Source organism: Nonomuraea sp. NPDC059023 (assembly GCF_042740095.1).
Taxonomy (GTDB): Bacteria; Actinomycetota; Actinomycetes; order Streptosporangiales; family Streptosporangiaceae; genus Nonomuraea.
On sequence record NZ_JBHYIO010000008.1, the window covers coordinates 118015 to 140053 of the forward strand.

At 71.3% G+C, this 22039-nt stretch carries 21 protein-coding genes and 1 riboswitch; of the genes, 12 read left to right on the forward strand and 9 right to left on the reverse strand.

Features of this window, described 5'->3' with window-relative positions; translation table 11 throughout:
- Positions 1 to 565: 565 nt before the first annotated feature.
- The 3 genes from ACFWYW_RS16145 to ACFWYW_RS16155 all read left to right on the forward strand — a co-directional run bounded on the left by ACFWYW_RS16145 (position 566) and on the right by ACFWYW_RS16155 (position 3960).
- Entirely contained in the window at positions 566 to 1909 is a 1344-nt protein-coding gene (locus tag ACFWYW_RS16145) for an MFS transporter (protein WP_379610433.1), read from the forward strand.
- A 502-nt stretch (positions 1910 to 2411) separates the two neighbouring features.
- Positions 2412 to 2981, forward strand: a complete 570-nt coding sequence (locus ACFWYW_RS16150) for a TetR/AcrR family transcriptional regulator (RefSeq protein WP_379610432.1) — start codon at positions 2412 to 2414, stop codon at positions 2979 to 2981.
- A gap of 409 nt (positions 2982 to 3390) precedes the next feature.
- A complete protein-coding gene (locus tag ACFWYW_RS16155; protein WP_379640997.1) occupies positions 3391 to 3960 on the forward strand; it encodes a TetR/AcrR family transcriptional regulator in 570 nt (189 codons plus the stop codon).
- A gap of 563 nt (positions 3961 to 4523) precedes the next feature.
- Here ACFWYW_RS16155 and ACFWYW_RS16160 read toward each other — a convergent pair.
- Positions 4524 to 6776 carry a glycoside hydrolase family 3 C-terminal domain-containing protein gene (locus ACFWYW_RS16160; RefSeq protein ID WP_379640998.1) on the reverse strand — a complete coding sequence of 751 codons (2253 nt, stop codon included), beginning with the start codon at positions 6774 to 6776 and terminating at the stop codon, positions 4524 to 4526.
- A 151-nt stretch (positions 6777 to 6927) separates the two neighbouring features.
- On the opposite strand from ACFWYW_RS16160, the gene ACFWYW_RS16165 reads away from it, so the two are divergent.
- Complete coding sequence (locus tag ACFWYW_RS16165) at positions 6928 to 8535, forward strand: DUF3089 domain-containing protein (RefSeq protein ID WP_379610429.1); 1608 nt, start codon at positions 6928 to 6930, stop codon at positions 8533 to 8535.
- Between the two features lie 6 nt (positions 8536 to 8541).
- On the opposite strand, the gene ACFWYW_RS16170 is transcribed toward ACFWYW_RS16165, so the two are convergent.
- Genes ACFWYW_RS16170 through ACFWYW_RS16180 form a run of 3 tightly spaced genes read right to left on the reverse strand, consistent with a single transcriptional unit; the run spans position 8542 to position 12518 of the window.
- Positions 8542 to 9420 carry an alpha/beta fold hydrolase gene (locus tag ACFWYW_RS16170; RefSeq protein ID WP_379610427.1) on the reverse strand — a complete coding sequence of 293 codons (879 nt, stop codon included), beginning with the start codon at positions 9418 to 9420 and terminating at the stop codon, positions 8542 to 8544.
- A 47-nt stretch (positions 9421 to 9467) separates the two neighbouring features.
- Positions 9468 to 11504, reverse strand: coding sequence for a BTAD domain-containing putative transcriptional regulator (locus ACFWYW_RS16175; protein WP_379610426.1), 2037 nt, complete (start codon positions 11502 to 11504; stop codon positions 9468 to 9470).
- A gap of 9 nt (positions 11505 to 11513) precedes the next feature.
- Entirely contained in the window at positions 11514 to 12518 is a 1005-nt protein-coding gene (locus ACFWYW_RS16180; RefSeq protein WP_379610425.1) for a rod shape-determining protein, read from the reverse strand.
- 163 nt (positions 12519 to 12681) lie between these two features.
- Here ACFWYW_RS16180 and ACFWYW_RS16185 point away from each other — a divergent pair, with 163 nt between their 5' ends.
- The 8 genes from ACFWYW_RS16185 (at position 12682) to ACFWYW_RS16220 (ending at position 18745) form a co-directional block, all read left to right on the forward strand.
- Positions 12682 to 13254: a CDP-alcohol phosphatidyltransferase family protein gene (locus tag ACFWYW_RS16185; RefSeq protein WP_379640999.1), complete on the forward strand. Its 573-nt coding sequence runs from the start codon at positions 12682 to 12684 to the stop codon at positions 13252 to 13254.
- Positions 13251 to 14036, forward strand: coding sequence for a phosphatidate cytidylyltransferase (locus ACFWYW_RS16190; RefSeq protein ID WP_379610423.1), 786 nt, complete (start codon positions 13251 to 13253; stop codon positions 14034 to 14036). Before ACFWYW_RS16185 ends, ACFWYW_RS16190 begins: the two co-directional genes overlap by 4 nt.
- Positions 14033 to 14614, forward strand: coding sequence for a lysophospholipid acyltransferase family protein (locus ACFWYW_RS16195; RefSeq protein WP_379610422.1), 582 nt, complete (start codon positions 14033 to 14035; stop codon positions 14612 to 14614). Before ACFWYW_RS16190 ends, ACFWYW_RS16195 begins: the two co-directional genes overlap by 4 nt.
- 6 nt (positions 14615 to 14620) lie before the next feature.
- Positions 14621 to 15409 (forward strand): class I SAM-dependent methyltransferase family protein, encoded by a 789-nt coding sequence (locus ACFWYW_RS16200; RefSeq protein ID WP_184960132.1) that lies wholly within the window; start codon positions 14621 to 14623, stop codon positions 15407 to 15409.
- Complete coding sequence (locus ACFWYW_RS16205; RefSeq protein WP_379610421.1) at positions 15394 to 16248, forward strand: aldo/keto reductase; 855 nt, start codon at positions 15394 to 15396, stop codon at positions 16246 to 16248. The genes ACFWYW_RS16200 and ACFWYW_RS16205 overlap by 16 nt, the downstream gene beginning before the upstream one ends.
- Positions 16249 to 16320: 72 nt before the next feature.
- Complete coding sequence (locus ACFWYW_RS16210; protein WP_184960130.1) at positions 16321 to 16521, forward strand: DUF5302 domain-containing protein; 201 nt, start codon at positions 16321 to 16323, stop codon at positions 16519 to 16521.
- A 164-nt stretch (positions 16522 to 16685) separates the two neighbouring features.
- Positions 16686 to 16823, forward strand: a riboswitch (cyclic di-AMP (ydaO/yuaA leader).
- A 184-nt stretch (positions 16824 to 17007) separates the two neighbouring features.
- Positions 17008 to 17856 (forward strand): hypothetical protein, encoded by an 849-nt coding sequence (locus ACFWYW_RS16215; protein ID WP_379641001.1) that lies wholly within the window; start codon positions 17008 to 17010, stop codon positions 17854 to 17856.
- Positions 17857 to 17896: 40 nt separating this feature from the next.
- Entirely contained in the window at positions 17897 to 18745 is an 849-nt protein-coding gene (locus ACFWYW_RS16220; RefSeq protein ID WP_379610418.1) for an alpha/beta fold hydrolase, read from the forward strand.
- A gap of 44 nt (positions 18746 to 18789) precedes the next feature.
- Here the strand turns inward: ACFWYW_RS16220 and ACFWYW_RS16225 are convergent, their stop codons facing one another.
- From ACFWYW_RS16225 to ACFWYW_RS16245, 5 genes are all read right to left on the reverse strand, one after another.
- Positions 18790 to 19161 (reverse strand): hypothetical protein, encoded by a 372-nt coding sequence (locus ACFWYW_RS16225; RefSeq protein WP_379610416.1) that lies wholly within the window; start codon positions 19159 to 19161, stop codon positions 18790 to 18792.
- Between the two features lie 20 nt (positions 19162 to 19181).
- The gene (locus tag ACFWYW_RS16230; RefSeq protein WP_379610415.1) at positions 19182 to 19556 is read right to left on the reverse strand and encodes a roadblock/LC7 domain-containing protein; all 375 of its coding nucleotides are present in this window, start codon (positions 19554 to 19556) and stop codon (positions 19182 to 19184) included.
- A gap of 59 nt (positions 19557 to 19615) precedes the next feature.
- The gene (locus ACFWYW_RS16235; protein ID WP_379610414.1) at positions 19616 to 20314 is read right to left on the reverse strand and encodes a hypothetical protein; all 699 of its coding nucleotides are present in this window, start codon (positions 20312 to 20314) and stop codon (positions 19616 to 19618) included.
- 4 nt (positions 20315 to 20318) lie between these two features.
- A complete protein-coding gene (locus ACFWYW_RS16240) occupies positions 20319 to 20687 on the reverse strand; it encodes a roadblock/LC7 domain-containing protein (protein WP_184960122.1) in 369 nt (122 codons plus the stop codon).
- Between the two features lie 137 nt (positions 20688 to 20824).
- Positions 20825 to 22033, reverse strand: coding sequence for a DUF4032 domain-containing protein (locus tag ACFWYW_RS16245; protein WP_379610413.1), 1209 nt, complete (start codon positions 22031 to 22033; stop codon positions 20825 to 20827).
- Between the last annotated feature and the right edge of the window lie 6 nt (positions 22034 to 22039).

Sequence of the window (22039 nt, forward strand, 5' to 3'; positions counted from 1 at the left end):
CACGGGGGCGCTTCGCGCCTTGGGCTCAGGCTGTGTCCCTTTTGGGGCTCTGCCCCAAGCCCCGGTGTGGGCTGTCGCCCAGGTGCACCACGGAAGGCTCACGACACATGCCGGGGTGACGTGTAGAAGCATTGAGCCCCCGGGATCCTTCGCCCTTGCAGGTCACGCGTGTAGCGGCGATGACAATCACTGCGCCGGGCTGCGTCGGGCTGCCTGCCGCGTGCCCCTGTCCCGCGTCTCAAAGGCTCCCGGTGCTACTCGGTTCCCGGCGCATGGCCGCTGTGCCCGGCTCATGGCCGCGGCGCATGGCCATGGTGCCTGGCCTCCACCCTGGCTCGCCGCCTTGCTCGTCGCTGTCCCGTCCACCTCTGTGCACTGCTCCGGCTCGTTCGCGTGCCACGGACAGCACCGACCGGCAACAGGGGTCGGCACGGCCGCCCGTCCAGGCGGCAGCCGTACCCCCGTCGACGGTCTTGAGAATGGGTGGTTTTGGGGCGTTGACCGGAATGACATAGCTCACCTAGCCTGTCTGCTACCAATCAGTTGGTAGGTTTTTGGAGGGCGCATGGAAGACCGGCCCGGTCTGGTGGAAAAGCTCGCCTTCTTCGGCGGTGTCGCGGGTGGTGCGCTGATGGGCGCGGCCTCCGGCTTCCTCCTGCTGTACCTCACCGACGTCGTCGGCATCGGCGCGGCAGCCGTAGGCACCCTGATGCTGGTGGCCAGGATCGTCGACGGCGCGAGCGACCCGATCATGGGCTACCTCGTCGACCACCTACCAGTCACTCGGTGGGGCCGGTTCCGCCTCTACGTGCTCATCGGCGGCATCCTCTGCGCCGTCTGCCTGGTGGCGCTCTTCGCCGCCCCAGCCTGGTTCCCGAACGCCCTGCTCGCCGCCTGGATCACCTACCTGCTGTGGGGCCTGCTGCTCGATCTGTTCCAGATCCCGGTGACGTCGTTGCTGCCCGTGGTGGCCGGCGACGCGCGTACCAGAAGTCAGCTCGCGAGCATCGTCGGCCTCACCGGCCTGCTGGCGGCGGCGCTGAGCACCGGCGCCACGCTCCCGATCGTCAAGGCGCTGGGGGGCGGCACGGGCGGCTGGCTCACGTACGTCAGCATGATCGCCCTGGTGGGCTGCGTCCTGGTGACCGTCATGGCGGTGCGCGTGCGCGAGCGCGTCAAGCCGTTGTCGCCGGAGCGCTACCGCCTGTCCGACGTACGCCGCGTCTTCTTCGCCCACCGCGCCGTCCCGATCCTGCTCACCTCCAAAGTGGCGGTACAGGCGGCCAGCGGCTCCCTCACCGCCGCCATGCCGTACTTCTTCCTCTACTACATCGGCGACCAGGCCTACCTCTCCGCCGCGGCCCTGGTCATGGCCGTGCCCATGGTCGTCGGCGCGATCGTGGTCCCCGTCATGGCCAGGCGGCACGGCGCCAAACCCTGGTACCTCCTCAGCCTCGCCGTCTCCATCGCCGGCCTCGCCCTGCTGATGGCCGTCCCGCCGACCCCCCTGCCGGTGCTCGCCTGCTTCGCGCTGACGGGCTTCGGTTTCGGCGGCGCCGTGGCGCTGGGTCTGGTCCTGCTCGCCGAACTCGCCGACTACACCGAGTGGCAGTACGGCTTCCGCACCGAAGCCTCCCTCGCCGCCATGACCTCGTTCGCCACCAAGGCGGGCAGTGGTGTGGGCGGCGGCCTGCTCGCGTACACGCTGGCCGCCACCGGCTACCGCAGCGGCGGCGTCGCTCAGGACCCAGAAGCGATCCAGGGCATCCTGTACGCCCAAAGCCTGATCCCGGCCGCCATCGGCATAGTCGGCGCCCTGGCCTTCGCCGCGTACCCGATCACCCGCGAAATAGCCTCCCGCGCCGCCGCCGACCTGGCCGATCGCAAACTCCTCGCCACCCAGCCCTGACCCCGATCCAGGGGCTGCGTGCGGTGTGCCGGGACGGATGCACCTGGCCCTGCCATGCTTTCTCCAACTGGCCCGGCTCCAGACCTCGGCCCGTCCGGGATGCACATCTGGCCGGACTTCTGACCCGGTCGGCATCACTGGTGCCGAGTGTTCGTCCCGGGGGTGGGTACACGTGGTGCCCGCTGGGCTGACGGCTCGCTCACCTCGGTCGGGGGTGTCGCGGCGCCCAGGAAGGTCCGGCCTCCAGGTTGGATCCTGTGGCAAGGTCTGGCCCCCGGGTTGGGTCCGGCGGCTTTGGTGGCAGGCGGCGTCCGGTGGTCGGGTTGTGCGCTGTTCGGAGATGGGTGGAGGCCAGAGACGGCTCGGGGGCGGGTGGGTGGCTCGAGGGGTGTCCCGGAAAGTGGGGGCGACGGGGACGCGCGGGAGAAAGCTACCGAGTGCTTGGTAGCTGAGCGATGGAAAACCTACCGACTGATAGGTAATTTTTGGTAAGGTTTGTTGCATGGTAGCCAAGAGGCGCTATGCCGTCGGGGTGGCTCGCAGGGAGCAGATTCTCGAGGCCGCTCGTGAGGTGTTCAGCGTCAGGGGCTACCGCGGTGGGTCCATGCGGGACGTGGCCGCGCGCGTGGGGCTCAGTCTGGCGGGGGTGTTGCATTACTTCCCGTCCAAAGAGGATCTGCTGGCTGAGGTGCTTCAGCAGCGTGATGACATCGACATTCCGTGGTTCGAGGAGAAGTGGGCTGAGCTGGGGAGCTTTCGGCTGGCGGTGCGGGAGCTTCAGGTTCGGAACATGGGGCGGGCCGGGGTCATGCGGTTGTTCGTCACGTTGTCGGCCGAGGCTGCCGATGCCCAGCATCCGGCGCACGACTTCTTCGCGAAGCGGTACAGGACCAGTCGTGAGCTGTTCTCGGCCACGCTGGCCAAGGCTCGGGAGCGGGGCGAGGTGGTGGAGGGCGCGAGCGGGCCGTTGCTGATCGCCGTACTCGACGGGCTGCAGGTGCAGTGGTTGCTGGAGCCGGACTTCGACCTTCTGACCGCCCTGGACGCCTACCTCGACAGCATTACGCGATAGCCGTCGCCAGGGGTGAGGTGATTCCGCGACCCATGGGGCCTGCATCGCTGATGGGGGTTCGTGTTTCTGGTGGGTTCGCGTGCCGCCGCAGGTCTCCACCCGGGCGCGCATGCGGGTCCGCGGTTCTGTGGCTGCGCTTCGGGGCGCCGGTGGTGGTGACGCCGGTGGTGGTGACGCCGGTGGTGGTGACGCCGGTGGTGGTGACGGCGGTGACGGTGGTGACGCCGGTGGTGGTGACGGTTGGGCGTCATGCCGGAGCGTAGGTGTGGGTTCTGGTGTCTGGGCGGCTGGGTGCGGCCGTGTGGATGTGCTCGCCGAGATGGGCGTGCCGGCCCTGCGGGAGTTGTGGTGGGCGGTGCTGGGATGTAAAAACGACCTATCGGTTGGTTGATTTGTTAGGGTGGCGAGTATGCCGTCGAAACGACCGTACGCCGTGGGGATCGCGCGGAGGATGCAGATCCTTCAGGCGGCCCGAGAGCTCTTCAGCGTCCGTGGTTACCGGGGCGCGTCAATGCGGGATGTGGCGGCGGAGGTCGGGCTGACGCTGGCTGGGGTGCTGCACTACTTTCCGTCCAAGGAAGAGTTGCTGGCCGAGGTGCTTCAGCAGCGGACCGACATGGACGTCCCCTGGTTCGAGCAGACGTGGGCTGAGCTGGGGAGTTTTCGGCTGGCTGTTCGCGAGTTGATGGTGCGGAATATGGCCGACCCCGGGGTTATGCGGTTGTTTGTGACGCTTTCGGCGGAGGCCACCGATCCTGGGCATCCCGCGCATGACTTCTTCGTCAAGCGGTACCGGACGAGCCGGGAGCTGTTCTCGGCCACGCTGGCCAAGGCCCGTGCCAACGGGGAGATCACCCGGCCGGTGAACGGGCCGTTGCTGATCGCCGTGCTCGATGGTCTGCAGATCCAGTGGCTCATCGAGTCGGACTTCGACCTGCTTGGGGCGCTTGACGCCTATCTGGACTCCATTACCGGGTGATCCCCGCCGAGTATGTGCCCGACCGGCTCCCTCACCGCCCGGCCCCGGTCACCCGGTTCCGGACGTGCCGGTCGGGCCGCTTTGCGGCACCGGCCCGAGCCGAACAAACCCACGCCGCCGCTCCGGCTCACGCGGAGAACGCCGTGTGAGGAGCGGACTCACCACGCAAGCGGCCCTTGGGGGCAGCTGTCTCAGGGTGCATGCGACTTCGCGGGCAGTGGGTCGCCGACCGAGCGGTCGTGGGGCGGCGACCGAGCGGTCGTGGGGCGGCGACCGAGCGGTCGTGGGGCGGCGATGTCGCAGGGCAGGCTGCCAAGGAGGCAGCCATCTCACGGAGCCTGCGCTCCGGGGCATCGACTCGCCGATCGAGCCGCGTAGATGCAGCGGTCTCGAAAGGCGAGCGGCCACCAGGACAGCGATCTCAAGTCCGTGCGGCATCGGGGCGGCGGTTTCACGGTGTGTGCGGCCTTGGGGGGCGGCGGTCTCACGGTGTGCGCGGCTTCAGAGGCAGTGACCTTACGGTGCGTGCGGCTTCGGGCGGGGGCCTCACCAGGGAAACGGTTTCACCAGCCCGCCCGCTCATTCACCTCGTCAGCCAGCTTGTCCAACCGCTCCGGATCCAGATAGGCCCCAGGAAACCGGGCAAGCCGCCGTACCGGCACCGACCCCGCCATCCGCAGAGCCGGCTCGGTGAGAAACCGCGAATGCGACTGCCCGGTCTCGGCAGGAGGTCGCATCTCCCGCTGCAGCACATCCAGCCCACCCGGCGCCGCCAGCCAATCAGCCAAAGGCGAATCAGGCGTGATGGCCGCCGGTAGAGGCTGTTTGGTGCCCTCCATCGCCACCGTGGCCGCCACCCGCAGGTCCCGGGAAGAAGCGCCGACGTGGATGGTGGCGGTGCCCGGGTCGATGGTCCAGCGGCGCCGTACCGGATGGAAGTAGGCGAAGTCCCGGAAGGCGAGATAGAAGCGCACGGTCGTGGAGGCACCCGGCTCCAGGGGGACTTTTCGGAAGGCGCGCAGTTCGCGGGCGGGGCGGCGGACGTCGTGGCCGGGGGCGGCGACGTAGACCTGCGCCACCTCCTGACCGGCCCGGTCGCCGAGGTTGGTGATGCGGACGCTGACGCGGACGACGAGTTCCTCGCCGGAGCCGCGCGTGTGGACATCGAGGTCGGAGTAGCCGAACTCGGTGTAAGACAGGCCGTGCCCGAACGGGTAGCTGACCGGCGCGTCGAGCGCGTCGTGGTAGCGGTAGCCGACGAAGACGCCCTCGGTGTAGCGGACGGTGCCGAGTTCGCCGGGGAAGTCGAGGTAGGAGGCGGTGTCCTCCAAGCGCAGCGGGATGGTCTCGGCCAGGCGCCCGGACGGGTTGACCTCGCCGTAGAGGACGTCGGCGATCGCGCCGCCGCCGGCCTGTCCGAGCAACCATCCTTCCAGTACGGCCGAGGCCGCCCCCTCCCAGTCCGCGACCCGGACCACGCCGCCGTTGGACAGCACGACGACCACCCGCGTCCCGGTGGCGGCCACGACGTCGAGCAACGCGCGCTGATTGTCCGGAAGCTCCAGATGTGTACGGTCGTATCCCTCACCCTCGTCCTCCGGCGGCAGCCCGAGGCAGACGACCGTGGTCGCGGCGCGCGCCGCGCCGGCCCGCGCCTCCACCTCCAGCTCGGGGGAACGGCCGGCGTCGCCCAGCCGGTATCCGGGCGCGTACTCCAGCTCCCGCCCGGCCAGCGCGCGCATCTCGGTGAGCACGTCGTCCAGCCGCGTGGGCACGATGTGGGAGCTGCCCGCCCCCTGATATCGGGGGGTACGCGCGAGTTCGCCCACCACCGCCACCGAATCCTGGAACCCCAGAGGCAGCACCCCGTCGTTCTTCAGCAACACGGCGCACTGACCGGCCACCTCCCGCGCCAGCCGGTGGTGCGCGCCGGCGTCGAACGTCCCCTCGCCGGGCTGGGCCCGCGCGACCAGCGCCAGGACGCGGGCGGCGGAGGCGTCCAGCAGCTCCTGGTCGAGCGCGCCGGCCTCGACCGCCTTGACCACCGAAGCGTCGGAGGCCCGGCCGGAGGTCGGCATCTCCAGGTCCAGGCCGGCCCACAGCGCCGCCACCCGGTCGTCGACCGCGCCCCAGTCGGACACGACGACGCCACGGAAGCCCCACTCCTCGCGCAGCACCTCGGTGAGCAGCCACGGATGTTCGGAGGCGTACACGCCGTTGACCCGGTTGTACGCGCTCATCACCATCCACGGCTTCGCAACGGTGACGACGTGCTGGAAGGCGGGGAGGTAGATCTCGCGCAGGGTGCGTTCGTCGACCTCGGCGCTGACGCGCATGCGGTCGGTCTCCTGGTTGTTGGCCGCGAAGTGCTTGACGGCGGCGCCGACACCCTGCGACTGGATGCCGAGGACGAGCGCGGCGCCGAGCACGCCGGACAGGCGCGGGTCCTCGGAGAAGTACTCGAAGTTGCGGCCGCACAGCGGGGAGCGCTTGATGTTGACGCCGGGGCCGAGCAGTACCTGCACGTCCATGGCACGCGACTCCCGGCCGAGCGCCTCGCCCACCCTGCGCACGAGCTCCGGGTCCCAGGAGGAGCCGAGCGCCACGGCGGGCGGGAAGCAGGTGGCGGGCGTACTGTGCCCGACTCCCAGATGGTCGCCGTCGTCCGGCTGGCGGCGTACGCCGTGCGGCCCGTCGCTGAGCGTGATCGACGGTATCCCGGCCCGCTCGATCGCCTGGGTGCGCCAGAGCGACTCGCCGGAGGTGAGCGCGGCTCGCTCGGCGAGGGTGAGCCGGTCGAGAGGGTTGTCTGTCATGCGTTTCCTTTCGCGGTCAGGGCGCGCAGTACGGCGAGGCTAACAAAAACTACCGATCAATTGGTAGACATTTGCCGAGGCCGTTGACGGGGTGATTCGCTGGCCCTACGGTGAGGCTACCAATCAGTCGGTAGGTTTTTTGGAGCAGCGCATGCGCAGACGCACCGCCGTACTGTCCGCCGCCTGCCTGATCACGGCAGCGTGCTTAACCGCGACCACCCCGGCCGCCGCCCACACCACCCCACCTTCAACCACCACCCTCGCCTCGTCTGACCAGACCGGGACCGCCCTCACCCTGTCTGGCCAGAACAGCACAACCCCGAACAGCACCCCTGTGAACGGCACCCCCGTGAAGTTCACGCTTGTGAACGGGACGCCTGTGAGGGGCACGCCTGTGGAGGGCAAGGCCACAGACGGACCGGCAGGGGACGGCCGGGCCACGAACGGCATACCTGCGAACGAGACGTCCGGGGCTGGGACGCCCACGGGCAGCACGTCCGGGGACGGCGAGGCCGTGGAAGGACTGGCCGCGGAGGAGGCGGCCAAGGATTTGCTGACCGGGCCGCTGGCCCAGCCCGTGTGGTTGTGCCGTCCCGGCAAGGCGGCCAACCCCTGTGGCCAGGATGCCGCCGGCAACCCCATCGACCCCGTGATCACCGGCAGGTACCCGGACGGCCACCAGGTCGGCCTGGACGCCACCGTCATCCGCCCCGACGGCACCACGACGAACGAACCGCTACCCCCACCCCAGTCCCCGAAGGTGGACTGCTTCTACGCCTACCCCACCGTCAACCTGCTGGCCAACCCGCTCCTCCTGCTAGGCGGCAACCCGCCGGTAGCCAGGGAGAGCGAGGCCGCCGTCACGCTGACGCAGATGGGCCGCCTGACGAGCAACTGCCGGGTGTTCGTGCCGCTCTACCGCCAGGTCGCCCTCACCGGCTACCTGCTGGGCGCCATCATCCCGCCGCACTTCGAGACCGCGTACCAGGACCTGAAGCAGGCCTTCCGCCAGTACTGGACCACCGACAACATCGACCCGGCCACCGGCAAGCGGCGCGGTGTCATCCTGCTCGGCCACTCGCAGGGCGCCTTTCACCTGGCCCGCCTGCTGCAGGAGGAGTTCGACGGCAACGCGGCCAACACGAAGAGCCTGGTAGCCGCCTACATCGTCGGCGCCGAGGTCAGGGTGCCGGTCGATGCGCCGTCCGGGGGCGGCTCGGACCCGGTCTCGACGTTCCAGCACCTGCCGGCGTGTGAACGGCCCAGCAGCCAGGCCCCCATGCCGGTCGGCTGCGTGGTGGCGTTCAACTCGGCCGATCTGCAGCCGGGCCATGAGGAGACGGTCGCCTTCGGCCGCGCGCCGGACCCGGCTCACCGCGTCCTGTGCGTGAACCCGGCCGCCGTCCTGGCCGGTGGACCCGCCGACGCGACCACACCCATGCGCCCCTACATGCCGACCAAGAAGCTCCTCAGGGGGAACCTGCTGGCGCCGGCCGGTTCGCTCAGCCTGCTGCTCAACTTCACGCCGACCACGCATCCGACGGGCTTCGCGGCGTACGCGGACCTGGCCACGGGAAGGTGCGCGCGCACCGACACCAGCAAGGGCAGGCTCGACTGGCTGCAGGTGGACGGGCTGGACGGCATCCGTTCCTCCCACTCGGCCCTGGGCCTGCACGTTCTCGACTACAACGTCGACGGCGGCGGCCTGGCCGCACTCGCCGCGGCCCAGGCCGCCGCCTGGACCGCGAGCGCCGGATAGCACACCTCACGGACGGGACAACAGGTCGCGGAGGGCCTTGAGCACCAGTTCAGGGTCCTCTTCGGCGACGAAGTGCCCGCTGGTGATCGTGCGATGCTCAAGGTCCGGCGCCCAGGCGCCCCAGAGCGCGACGGCGTCGTAGGGCAGCACGGCACCCCAGTCCTGCTGCAGTACGGTCACCGGCATGCCCAGCCGCCGCCCCGCCGCCCGATCGGCCAGATCATGCTCACGGTCGACCCCGGCGCTGGCCCGGTAGTCGGCCACGATCGAGGTCACGGCCTCGCGCGAGGCCCGCAGGTACTCCGCCCGCACGTCGGCGGGGATCGCCTCGGCCCGGAGCACCCACGTGTCGAGAAAGTGCCCGAAGAACTCGTCGGGCGCCGCGGCGATCAGCCGTTCCGGCAACCCGGGCGGCTGCGCCATCAGGTAGAGGTGGAACCCGACCGCGGCCGCCACCCCGTTCATGACCTCCCACATGTCCAGCGTGGGCAGCATGTCGATCGGCGCCAGATGGGTGATCGCGTCCGGATGGTCCAGCCCTGCGCGGAAGGCGACGAGCCCGCCCCGGTCGTGCCCGGCCAGGGCGAACCGGTCGTGCCCGAGCGCACGGGCCAGGTTGACGACGTCCTGAGCCATGCGCCGCTTGGAGTAGGTCTGCCCGTCGAGGTCGGCCGGCTTGTCGCTGGCGCCGTACCCGCGCAGGTCGGGGACGATCACCTGATGGCCGGCGGCGAGGGCGGGGGCGACGTGCCGCCAGATGAGATGGGTCTGCGGGAAGCCGTGCAGGAGCACGATCGGCGAGCCGGAGCCGCCGACGGCCACGTTGAGCGAGACGTCCCCGTCGACGGGGACGCGCTGGTAGGTGAATCCTTCGATACCGGTCATGGGGAACAGCCTGGAGGGCGGGTGTTGAAGAACGATGGAATCCGTCTTCAACGCCCGAGCGCGGCCAGGGCGGCCTCCAGGGCGGCCTTGCCGTGGACGACCTCGTGCGTTCCGGCCTCCGACAGGCCGAGGGCGAGCAGGCCGCGGGCGTAGGCGATCCTGGGGTCGGCGGGGGAGAAGGGGTCGGCGGGCGGCGGGTCGAGCGCCCCCACCAGGGCCAGCGCGCGGGCCACCACGAGCGTGCTGCCCACCGTCAGCTCGGGGTCGGGCGCGCCGCGGTGGCGCCGGTCCATGGCGGCCAGGCACGACGCCTCCTCCAGCAGCAGGTCGCGGGCGCCGGGATCGGTCATGGCACGTTCCGCGGCGCCGGTGACGGCCGCCAGCCAGCTCGCCTGCACGGTGGCGAGCGCCGCGCGCCGCTCCGCCTCGGGCGTGCGGGCGAGCGCGAAGTCCCGCAGCAGGTCGTGGTAGCGGTAGCGACCGGCGGCGGCCGACTCCAGCAGGCTGAGGTCCACGAGCTCCTCGCAGGTCCGCTCGGCATCCCGCGCGTCGCGGCCGAGCACCGCCGCCGCCAGCTCCACGGTCAGTTCGGCGCTGTCGGGTACGGCCAGCCGCCGAAACCCCCTGGCCAGCTCCTCCCCGAGCTGGTCATAGCTCAGCGCGAACGACGCCTCCACCCCCAGATCCCCCACCCGCAGCTCACCCAGCCGCTGCGCGGACAGCCGGGCCAGCAGGTCCTCGACGCTCCACCGGGGCCGGGCCGCCAGCCGCGCTCCGGCCACCCGCACCGCCAGCGGCAGGTACCCGCACGCCTCCACCACCCGCGCGGCCGTCCGCCCGGAAGGAGTCCGGGCGACCGCGGTGAACAGGGCGACGGCCTCGCGTTCCGTCAGCACGTCCAGGTCCACGTGCCGGGCGCCGATGAGGTCGGACAGCCGGGCGCGGCTGGTGACCAGCACCCCGCTGCCCGGCCCGGACGGCAGCAGCGGCCGGACCTGGGCCGCCGAGGCCGCGTTGTCCAGCAGGAACAGCACCCGCCTGTCCACGGTGAGCGTGCGCAGCAGGGCGGCCCGTTCATCCGGGCCGGGCGGGACGCGCCCGGCGCCGAGGGCGTCGAGGAAACGTTCGAGCACCAGGGCGGGGTCGGCCGGGTCCGCGCCGGCGCCGCGCAGGTCCACGTGGAGCTGGCCGTCGGGGTAGCGCTCCCTGACCCGGTGGGCCACGTGGACGGCCAGCGCCGTCTTCCCGACGCCGCCGAGCCCGGAGATCGCCACCACACCGGTCCGCAGGAGTTCCTCGACCGCCTCCACGGCCGCCCGCCGCCCGGTGAAGTCGGGAATGTCCCCCGGCAACTGGGCAGGGAGCGGGCCTGCCGTACCGGAAAGAAGCGGTCCGGTGGGAAGTGAGCCCGTGATGACCTGCTGGTAGACGTCGGCGAGTTCGGACGACGGCTCGACTCCCAGCTCCTCGTCCAGGACGCGGCGCGCCTCGGTGAAGACCCCGATCGCCTCCGACTGCCGCCCGGCCCGGTACAGCGCCCGCATCAGCAGGGCGCGCACGCCCTCCCGCAGCGGGTACGCGGCCACCAGCGCGCTCAGCTCGCCGGTCACCTCCATCCCGGACTCCAGGTCGGCGGCCAGCCGCCGCTCCAGCACCGCCAGCCGCTCCTCCTCCAGCGCGGCCCGCCTGGCCTCGGCGTAAGGGCCGGGCAGGTCGGCCAGTGCCTCACCCCGCCACAGGGCCAGCGCCTCGTGCAGCCGCCCGGCGTCCCGCAGCCGCTCGAACTCCGCCAGATCGGTGGAGACCTGGCCGAGCCGGTAACCGGATCCGACGGACACCAGCGCCTCCCGGCCGAGCACGCCGCGCAGCCGGGAGGCGTAGGTCCGCAGGACGTTGCGGGCGGTGGCGGGCGGGTCGTCCGCCCACAGCACGTCGATGAGCTGGTCACGGCCGAGCGTGCGGCCCTCGGCCAGGACCAGGGCGGCCAGCAGCAGCCGCTGCTTGGGCGAGCCCAGGTCGAGCTCGACCGGCCCGCGCCGCGCGCGGACCGGGCCGAGCAGGCCGAGGTGCGGCGTTTCGTCCATCCTTCGACCTTACGGGTGCATCAGCGTGTCCTTGCTGATCCGGCCGATGTCGTCCACGCAGCGGCCGAGGCCGAGCGCGACCGTCTCGACCGGGCGCTCGGCCCGCTGGACCGGCACCTCCAGTTCGAGCCGCAGCCGCCGCGCCAGTCCGCGCATGAGCGCGCCGCCGCCGGTCAGCACCGCGCCCCGGTCGGCCACGTCGGCGGCCAGGTCGGGGGAGCAGCGCTCGATGACCTCGCGGGCGGCTCGTACGATCATGCTGACGGTCTGCCGGGTGGCCTCGTACACCTGCCCGGCGGAGATCGCCACGATGCCGGCCCGGCCGGAGCGGTCGACGCCCCGCACGCTCGCCGTCCGGGTCACGGGCCGCCAGGCCGAGCCGATGCCGCGCTTGGCCACCTCGGCGGACTGCTCGGTGATGTCGAGGCCGTGGTCGTGCTTGACCTGGGCGACGATGGCCCGGTTGACGTCGGCGCCGCCGGACTGGACGGTGGCGGCGTGCACGACGCTGGCGCACGAGACGACGGCGATCCTGGTGGTGTCGCGGCCGATGTCGATGATCATGTTCCCGGCCGCCTCCCTGACCGGCAGCCCGGCGCCCAGCGCGGCGGCCAGGCCGTGGTGGACGAGGTAGACGCGCCGCGCCTCGGCCTGGAAGGCCAGGTCGCGCAGGGCGTTGCCGGCGAAGCCCGTGCTGTCGGCGGGCAGCGCGATGACCATGCGCGGCCGGGAGAACGGATGGCCGTGCACCTTGCGCAGGAAGTGCCGGATCATGCGCGTGGTCAGGTCCACGTCGGCGGGGACGCCGCCGACGACGGGCCGGATCGCGACGGGCTCGGGGCCGGTGCCCGCCGGGGTGTCGGCGCCGTAGCCGATCACCTTGCCGGTGGTGGCGCAGCGGACGACGAGTGAGGGTTCGTTGATGACGATGCCGCGCTTCCTGGCGTAGATCTGGGTGCTGGCTGCTCCGAGGTCCAGCGCCAGATCCTGGCCCAGGATGCGCATGGGGTTCATATCGCACCAATCGGTCGGCGGGTCATGTTGAGCCTCATATCCGGCGAAGTTCCACCACAACCTCAAGAACGTTCGATCCTTTGACGGGTTGAGTAGGGCTACTCACCTCATATGCGCTTAAAGCCCCATGTGTCGGCCCGCCTCCAGGTCAGAACCTGGTCACATGAACGGCCTCTACGCACTCAAGCCCTGGTACGCCGCCCGGCTGGGTGGCGTGCGCGCCCTCCTGGTCGCCCGCGAGGTACCCCCGTGGGCCATCACCGCCGCCGGGGTCGCCTTCGCGGCCGCGGCGGGAGCCGTACTGGCGACCGCTTCTCCAGGGCCGCTCGCCGCGCTCGCCGTCGCGCTGCTCCTGGCCGCCCGGCTGGCCTGCGCCAACCTCGACGGCGGCGTCGCCCGCGAGAGCGGGCGCGCCACCCGGTTCGGCGCCGTCGTCAACGAGCTGGGCGACCGCCTGGCCGAACTGGCCGTGCTCGCCGGCTGCCTCGTCCTGGCCCCGCCCGCGCTCGTGGCGAGCGCGGCGCTGGCGGCCACCCTGCCGTCGTGGGTCGCGCTGGCCGGTGCCGCCGCGGGGGCGCGGCGCGCGCAGGGCGGCCCCGTGGGCAAGACCGAGCGCTGTGTGCTGCTGGTCGCCTTCGCCCTCACGGGCTGGGCGCCGTGGCTGATCGTGCTCGCCGCCGGCTCGGCGATCACCGCTCTGGTACGGCTGGCGCGCATCGGAAAGGAACTGGCGTGATACTCGAGACCGCTCCCTTCCTGGCCGGCGCGCTCGGCGCCAGCGGCGTGGCCGTGTGGATCTCGCACCGGCGCGAGCTCGTCCAGCGCTGGCTGACCTGGGCCGTGGCCGCCCCGGTGGTGACGCTGGCGCTGCTGGCCGGTCCGGTCGGCGCGGCGGCGCTGGCCGCGGCGCTCGGCGTCGTGTGCGCCGCCGAGTACGCCCGGCTGGTCCGGCTGCGCCCGCCGGAGGCCCTGATCCTCGCCGGCGCCGCCGCCGTGCTGCCGTTCCTGCCCTCGCCGCTCGCCGCGGGCCCGTTGCTGCTGCTGGCGCTCGTCCTCGTCCCGGTGCTCGGCGGCGACGCCGAGGACGGCGGCAGGCGGGCCGCGTACTCGGTCTTCGGACTGCTCTGGATCGCGCCGCTGAGCGCCCTGGCCACGCTCGCCCCGGCGACCGCGTTCGCCCTCGTCCTGGCCGTCGCGCTCGCCGACGTCTGCGCCTGGTGCGGCGGCAGGCTCCTGGGCGGGCCCGCGCTGTCGCCGCTGTCACCGGCCAAGACCTGGGGCGGGGTCGCCGGCGGCGCCGCGGGCGGCCTGACGGTCCTGTTCCTGCTGGGCGAGCTCACCCCGGTCACCGCGCTGGCCGTTGCCATCGGAGCGCCGATCGGCGACCTGCTGGAGTCGATGCTCAAGCGGGGCGCCGGGGTCAAGGACGCGGGCACCTGGCTGCCCGGCTTCGGCGGCCTGCTGGACCGCGTGGACTCGCTGCTCGTGGCGCTGGCCGTCGTGGTGGTGCTGCCGTGAGGCTCGGGGCCGCGATGCGGCGGCGGCTGTGGCGTACCGCCTTCGCCTGCAGCGGCGGCCTGGCCGTCGAGGGGCCGGTGCCGGGCGGGCCGTGCGTCGTGGTCGCCAACCACTGCTCCCACGCCGACACCGCCGCCCTGCTGGCCGCGCTGCCCGCGCGGCTGCGTCCGTCCGTGGCCGCCGCCGCCGACTACTGGTTCGCCAACCGGGCGCGGGCGCTGGTCTGCCGGACGCTGGTCTCCGGCTTCCCGGTACGGCGGGGCGGCGGCGGCTCCAGGGACCTGGCGGCAGCCGTACGGCTGCTGGACCAGGGCCGGGTCCTGGTCGTCTACCCGGAGGGCACCCGCTCGCGCGACGGCCGCGTCGGCGACTTCCACGGCGGCGCGGCGCGGCTGGCCGAGGCGGCCGGCGTTCCGATCGTCCCGGTCCTGCTGGAGGGGACCGGCCGGGTGCTGCCGGTGCACGGCCGCCTGAGCCGCGCCCCGGTGACGGTCCGTTTCCTGCCGCCCGTGTCCGACCTGGAGACGGCCCATCACCTCCTGCGCTCCCGACAGCTCCCGACCACTCCCGAAGGGTGAAATTTCATGAAGTGGGCACTTATGCGGCTCCTGATGCGCACCGCCGGCCGTACCAGCCGCGGCATCCGCATCGGCTACCGCCACGGCTTCGACAGCGGCACCATGCTCGACTACGTCTACGTCAACAAGGCCCACGGCTGGCCCCTCGACCGGATCTACCTGAACTCGGTCGGCTGGCGGGCCATCCGCGCCCGCCGAGACCTGCTCAAGGAGGTCATCAGGGACGAGGTCTCCGCCAGGGCGGGCCGCGCGCTGATCCTCGACGTGGCCGCCGGCCCCGGCCGCTACCTGCAGGACGTCGCCAGGGAGCAGCCCGAGGTCGAAGTGGTCTGCCGTGACCTGGCCGCCGACGGCCTGCGCCTGGGCAGGGAACTGGCCAAGGAACGCGGCCTGGCGAACGTCCGCTACGAGCGCGGCGACGCCTTCGACCCCGAGCCGCTGGACCGGCCGGCCGACATCATCGTGGTCAGCGGGCTGTACGAGCTGATCCTGGACGACGAGACGATCAGGAAGTCCCTGGCCAGGCTGCGCGACCTGCTCGCCCACGACGGCGTACTGATCTTCACCACGCAGACCCGCCACCCGCAGCTGGAGTTCATCGCCAACGTGCTGCCCAACCGCGACGGGCGGCTGTGGGTGATGAAGTGCCGCTCGGCCGAGCAGCTGCACACCTGGGCCGTCGAGGCCGGGTACGCCGACGTCGTCAGCAGGCGGGAGAAGGTCGGCCTGTTCACGGTGACCACGGCGACTCAGCGGCCGGAATGTATGACCATGGACGCATGCAGACACGACTGATCGGTCAGATGAGTGTGAGCGCCATCGGGCTCGGCGCGATGCCGATGTCGGTGGAGGGCCACATGCCCGACGAGGAGCAGTCGATCAGGACCATCCACGCGGCCCTGGACGCCGGGATCACGCTGATCGACACCGCCGACGCCTACACGCCGACGGAGGCCGAGGTCGGGCACAACGAGCGCATCGTGGCCAAGGCGCTGGCGAGCTGGGGCGGCGACAAGGACGCGGTGCTGGTGGCCACCAAGGGCGGGCACACCCGGCCGCGCGGGCGCTGGGACGTGGACGGCCGGCCTGAATACCTGAAGCAGGCCTGCGACCGCTCGCTCAAGGCGCTGGGCGTCGAGTCGATCGGGCTTTACCAGCATCACCGGCCGGACCCGGCGGTGCCGTACGAGGAGTCGATCGGCACGCTCGTGGACCTGCTCGACGCCGGGAAGATCCGGATGGCCGGGATCTCCAACGCCAACCCGGTCCAGATCAGGCAGGCCAACGAGATCCTCGGCGGGCGGCTGGTGAGCGTGCAGAACCAGTACTCGCCGAGCTTCCGGGGCAGTGAGCCGGAGGTGGACGTCTGCGAGGAGATCGGCGTGGCGTTCCTGCCGTGGGAGCCGCTGGGGGGCATGAACCACGTCGGCCGCCTCGGCCGCCGCCACGCCGCCTTCGGGGAGGTCGCCGCCGAGCGCGGGGTCTCGCCGCAGCGGGTCTGCCTGGCGTGGGAGCTGGCCAGGAGCCCGGTGATGATCCCGATCCCCGGCTCCAGCCGCCCGGCGACGATCCTCGACTCGCTGGCCGCCGCCGACCTGGAGCTCACCGCGGAGGAGCTGGCCAGGCTGGGCTGACGCGGTGCCCGGTTTCGCGTCAGGTCGGCCGTCGTGCGAAGCTGTTGTGGTCCCCAACACCAGGAGGTCCTCATGGCGGAAACACCGGAGCCGGAAGTCAGCGAAACTCCCGAGGACGAGATGAAGCGCAAGTTCCGGGAGGCCCTGGAGCGTAAGCGCAATCAGCACTCCGACTCGGGTGCGGGTGGCAGGGGCACGGATCAGTCAAAGATCCACGGCGCACACGGCCCTGCTGCCAGCAAGCGTTCGTTCCGGCGCAAGAGCGGCGGCTGAGCCGGCGTTCTGAGGGGGTACGGCTTGGCCGTACCCCCCTTTTTCTTGACCTTCTTAGGTAGATCTTCGCCCGTTTCATGGCGATTGTTTTGCTTTTGCCGTCTTTGGCACTTACAGTCCTAAGCGTTACCAGTTGGCGACCCGACCCTTCACCAGGAAGAGGCGGCCGGCTGGCGCCGAATCCCGTACCCACGGGAACCGGGGAACCAATGTTCCTTGGGGTGAATCCGACGTACGCGTCGGTAGGGCATCTCCACGCCCGAACCCGTCAGCTAACCCGGTAGGCGCGATGGAGAGGACTGATCTTTTCATGCACCACCGCGATGAACCCCCATTCCGCGTAGTTTCACCCGCCGCCTACTGAGCGGCCCCTTCCCCAGGCTTTCCCCCCGCGCTTTCGCGTAGCGTCCGTTCGGCTTTGTGCCCGGCTACGCCCCTTTGACGAGCGCATTTCCCCTGTCCCCGCACAAAGGACTTCTCTTCTTCATGTCTTCCCGCTTTGGCATGCGTTCTTTCACCATGCTCGCCTCCGTCGCCGTCATCGGCGCGGTCACCCTCAGCACCGGCGCAACCGCACACGCGGATGACTTCTCCGAGAAGAAGCCCCTTCTCAAGGGCTCCACCACCGCCTCCTACTACTGGGACGACGCCTCCGGCCGCAACGGCGACACCGGTCTTCCCGCCTCCGGCAAGCCCATGCAGAAGGGCCTGGCCGCCAGCCCGAGCTGGCCCCTCCTGACCGAGGGCTACGTCATCTACAAGGGCAAGAAGGAGCCGTTCTTCGTCGGCGACCGCGGCCCCGGGGTCCCCTCGAACAGGGGCATCATGCTCGACCTCGACGCCAAGACCTTCGCCTCGCTGACCGGCGGCAAGTTCAACTCCAGCTCGCTGACCGTCGACGGCGTCGGCGGCCAGGGCCACATCAAGATCGAGTACGTCATCACCAAGTGGGGCCCCGGCGTGGGCAAGAAGAACCACCCCGTCGCCTTCTCCACCGGCGCCTGGTCCCGCAAGGACGCCAAGCCGGCCACGCCCCCGGTCGTGACCGCGGAGGAGAAGACCGAGAAGAAGGACGAGAGGCCCGAGACCCCGGCCGCTCCCGCGCAGGTCGCCAAGAAGGCTCCCGAGCAGGCTCCTGAGAAGGCCCCCGAGCAGACCTCCGCACAGGCCTCCGAGCGGGAGAAGGCGCCGCAGGCCGAGCTGGCCGCGGCGGTCACCACCCGCGAGACCGAGTCGAACGGTGTGGGCGGCCTCGCCCTCATCAGCGCCCTGGCCCTCCTGAGCGGCGGCATGTTCCTGGCCCGCGGCCGCATCCGCAAGGCGTTCGACCGCTGACCTCTTTACTCATGGGGAACAGAATGTGATTCTGTTTCCCATGACCCAGCGCGCGGCCGTCAACGGCATCGAGATCGTCTACGACAGCTTCGGCTCGCCACAAGCACGGCCACTGCTGCTCATCATGGGGCTCGGCGCCCAGCTCATCCACTGGGACGAGGAGTTCTGTGAGCTCCTCGCCGAGCAGGGTCACTATGTCGTCCGGTTCGACAACCGCGACGCCGGTGAATCCACGCATCTTCACGAGGCGGGCGTTCCGGAATTCGGATCGCCCGCTTCGCCGTACCTGCTGGCGGACATGGCGCGGGACGCGGCCGGGCTGATCGACGCGCTCGGCTGGCCCGCCGCGCACGTCGTCGGCGCGTCGATGGGCGGCATGGTCGCCCAGCAGCTCGCGCTCGACCATCCTGGGCGGGTACGCACGCTGACCTCGATCATGTCCACGCCCGGACCGCAGGTCGCGCCGCCCACGCCGGAGGCGAGCGCGACCCTGATGTCGGCCCCGCCGCCCGACCGCGCGGCCGCGATCGCGTTGGCCCAGCGGACCTGGGCGGTGATCGGCTCGCCCGGCTACGACCTGGACACCGAGCGGGTCGCCCTGCTGGCCGGGCTCGCCTATGACCGGGCGCACGACCCGGCGGGAACGGCCCGGCAATTGGCCGCCATTCTGGCCTCCGGTGACCGGACCGAAAGGCTGGCCCGGCTGGCCGTACCCACGCTTGTCCTGCACGGAGAGGACGACGCGCTCATTCCGGTCGCCGCCGGCCACGCAACCGCTGCGGCAATTCCGCGCGCAAGACTGGTCACGTTCCCCGGAATGGGGCACGATCTGCCCAAGCCACTCTGGTCGCGGTTCGTGGAAGAGATCACGAAACACACGGCCGGGTGACCCGCGTCGCGCGGCCGTTCCCCCACGGCGGCCGCGCGACGCCCTCAGACCTCCAGCTTCTCCTCCACGTTGCGCAGGTGGTGGCGGGCCATCGCCAGGTTGGCCCGGCCGCGGTCGAGCGCCAGGTAGAGGAACAGCCCCTTGCCGCCGCGCCCGGCCATCGGCCGGATGATGTGGTACTGGGTGCCGAGCGTGATGAGGATGTCCTCGATGGTGTCCTTGAGGCCGAGCGAGTCCATCGTGCGCATCTTCGCCTTGACCACCTCGGTGTTGCCCGCCGCCGCGACCTGCAGGTCGAGGTCCTTGGAACCGCCGAGGGCGCCCAGCGCCATCCCGCTGCCGTGATCGACCACCGCCGCGCCGACGGCGCCGTCGATGGCCATCATCTCCTTGAGGGAGACGTCGATGCCGGCCATGCGTACCTCCTTGTGTGTGTTCACCGCTGTCGCGATGCGATGGCGGCCAGCGCGGCCGCCGTCTTGCGCCCCTCCAGCCGCAGCAGGCCGAGATTGGCGCCCGGCTCGGCCACGACGGTGAGGACGATGGTGGGTCCCGCGGCGTAAAGGGCGGCGAACCCGGCGCTGGCCGACACCAGCGTCTCCTGCAGCACACCCTTTCCCGCGAGGTCGGCCATGCGCCGGCTGAGCGCCAGCACCGCCGCCGAGAGCGCGGCGGTCTGGTCGCACCGGTCACCGGGCAGGTCGCCGGCGATCGGCAGCCCGTCCACGGTGCAGGCGACGCTGCCGCTGACCTCGGGCACGCGCTCGCGCAGCCTGCTCATCTCGCCGAGCACCCGCTCGCGGAGTTCCACGGAGGGCCTCCTTCCGTTCCGTCGCAGGGCGCGAAGGCGCAGGCTCGTCGCGGAGAACCTCACGCCAGCTCCTCCAGCGCCCTCTTCACCGCGGCCAGGACATCCGGGTCGCTCTGCGGCAGGGCCGGCGGCACCGACCGATCCAGCGCCCGCCCCCGCCGGCGCGGCATCAGCGGCGCGACCAGGAGTCCCGCGGCGGCCAGGCGCCGGACCGCGAGCAGCACCGAGTAGGCGGGCTGCCCCAGCCGGTCGGCGAGCTCGGCCGGCGTCGCCACCCGGTCGGCGCCGAGCAGGATCTCCCACTCCAGCGCGCTCACGGTCGCCCGATGTCCGGGCAGCCGCGCGGCCGGGGTCACCGGGACGTCGTCCAGTTCGGCCGAGGACCAGATCTGCGCCAACTGGGCTCTCCTTCGCGCGCATTCGCCGACCAGCCAGGCGAGCTCGAACTCCAGCCGGGTGTGCGGCCGCGGGCACTCACCCGGCCGGAACTTCGGCCGCGCCGCCGGGAGCTCGGCCGGCAGCAGGAAGTAGGCGGCGTCCAGCACCGCGCCGGCAACGCAGAACTCCAGCTCGGCCCGGCTGTAGGCGCCCGCCCCGCCGCGCGCGGTCAGCAGCCGCTCGACCGACGGCGTGCGCGGGCACTCCAGGTGGGTGATCCGCCCTTCGCGCAGGTACGCCTTGCCGGCCGGGAGCACGTTGAGCGAACCGGTGGCGCGTTCTCTGGCCAGGCCGGTGAGCAGCGTATGGACGGCGGCCACGGCGTCAGCCCCGCAGCCGGCCGGTGATCGAGCTGAGCTGGTGACGGGCCAGTGCCAGGTTGGCGCGGCCGAGGTCGAGCCGCACGTAGATCACCAGCGGGCCGTCGAAGGGCATCTCCACCGGATGGAGCAGGTGGTAGCCGTCGTCGGCGATGACGATCAGGTCGTCGATGCGGACCGTTCCACGGTGGGTGGCGCCGGCGAGGGCGTCCATGGTGACGCGCAGCGTCTCGCCGAGCGCGGGCGCCGACCGTTCGGCCTCGCCGCGCCCGCCGGAGGCCATCACGGTTCCGCTGAGGTGATCCATCACCAGGGCGTCGAGGACGCCCGGGATGTCCATCACGCTGAGGAGGCAGTCGTCAAGTGCGAGCACTGACGCAGCGTAGAGCCGGACGGCCATCCCGCCCCGGGCCGCGGGGAAGGGCTTTGTTCCCCCAGCGGAATGTATCCCCACCAGGTGGCATATATGGCCATCACCAGGGGCAATGCCCGGCTACAAGCGAAATTTCCTCACATTGTGGGTTCGTCGGGCAGCAGGGCCTTCTCGTCCGGCTTGTGGACCAGCACCTCGTCGATGTACGACTTCACCGCCGCGCTCAGCCCCACGTCGCTGCCCGCCGCCTCCGACAGGTACCACCGGTGGTCGAGCACCTCGTGGAACACCTGTGCCGTGTCGAGCTTGCGGCGCAGGTCGGCCGGGATCGCCTCGATCGTCGGCTGAAAGGCCTCGGCCAGCCACCGGTGCGCCACGATCGCCTCGTCCTCGTGCCGCAGGCCCTTGGCGACGCGGAAGCCGTCCAGGTCGTTGAGCAGCCTGCGGGCCTGGTTCTCCTCCACGTCCAGGCCGGTCAGGCGGAGCAGGCGGCGCTGGTGGTGCCCCGCGTCGACCACCTTGGGCCGCACGATCAGCCGCCCGGTGCCGACCTTGCGGCGCACCATCATCTCGGCCACGTCGAAACCGAGCAGGTTGAGCCGCCGGATACGCTGCTCGACCTTGTGCCAGTCGACCTCTTCGATGATCTCGTCCTGGGTGATCTCGCTCCACAGCCGGTGGTAGCGGGTGACGATGTCCTCTGCCGTCTCCATGGGATCGATCGACGGGTGCAGCAGGCCACCGGTCTCCAGGTCGAGCATCTCGCCGAAGATGTTGACGTGCGCGGTCTCGATGTCGGCCAGCCGCTGGCCCTCGCTGATCATCGGGTGCATCTCGCCGGTCTCGGCGTCCACCAGGTACGCGGCGAACGCGCCGGCGTCCCGGCGGAAAAGCGTGTTCGACAGCGAGCAGTCGCCCCAGTAGAAGCCGTTGAGATGCAGGCGCACCAGCAGCACGGCCAGCGCGTCGAGCAGCCTGGTCAGCGTGTCGGGGCGCAGCGTGCCGGACATCACGGCCCGGTAGGGCAGCGAGAACTGCAGGTGCCGGGTGATCAGCGCGGCGTCCAGGCCCTCGTCGCGGCCGGTGACGTAGGCGACCGGTTCCACCGACGGGGCATCCAGCCTGGCCAGGTCCCAGAGCAACTGGTACTCGCGCTTGGCGTACCTCTCGCTGATCTCCTTGATCGCGTAGACCTTGCCGGACAGGCGGGCGAAGCGGACCACGTGCCGCGAGATGCCGCGGGGCAGGTCGACCAGATGGTGCTGCGGCCACTCGGCGAGAGGGGTCTCCCAGGGCAGCCGGATCAGGTCGGGGTCACCCAGCGCGCCGGTGATCTGTAGGGGCATTTCATC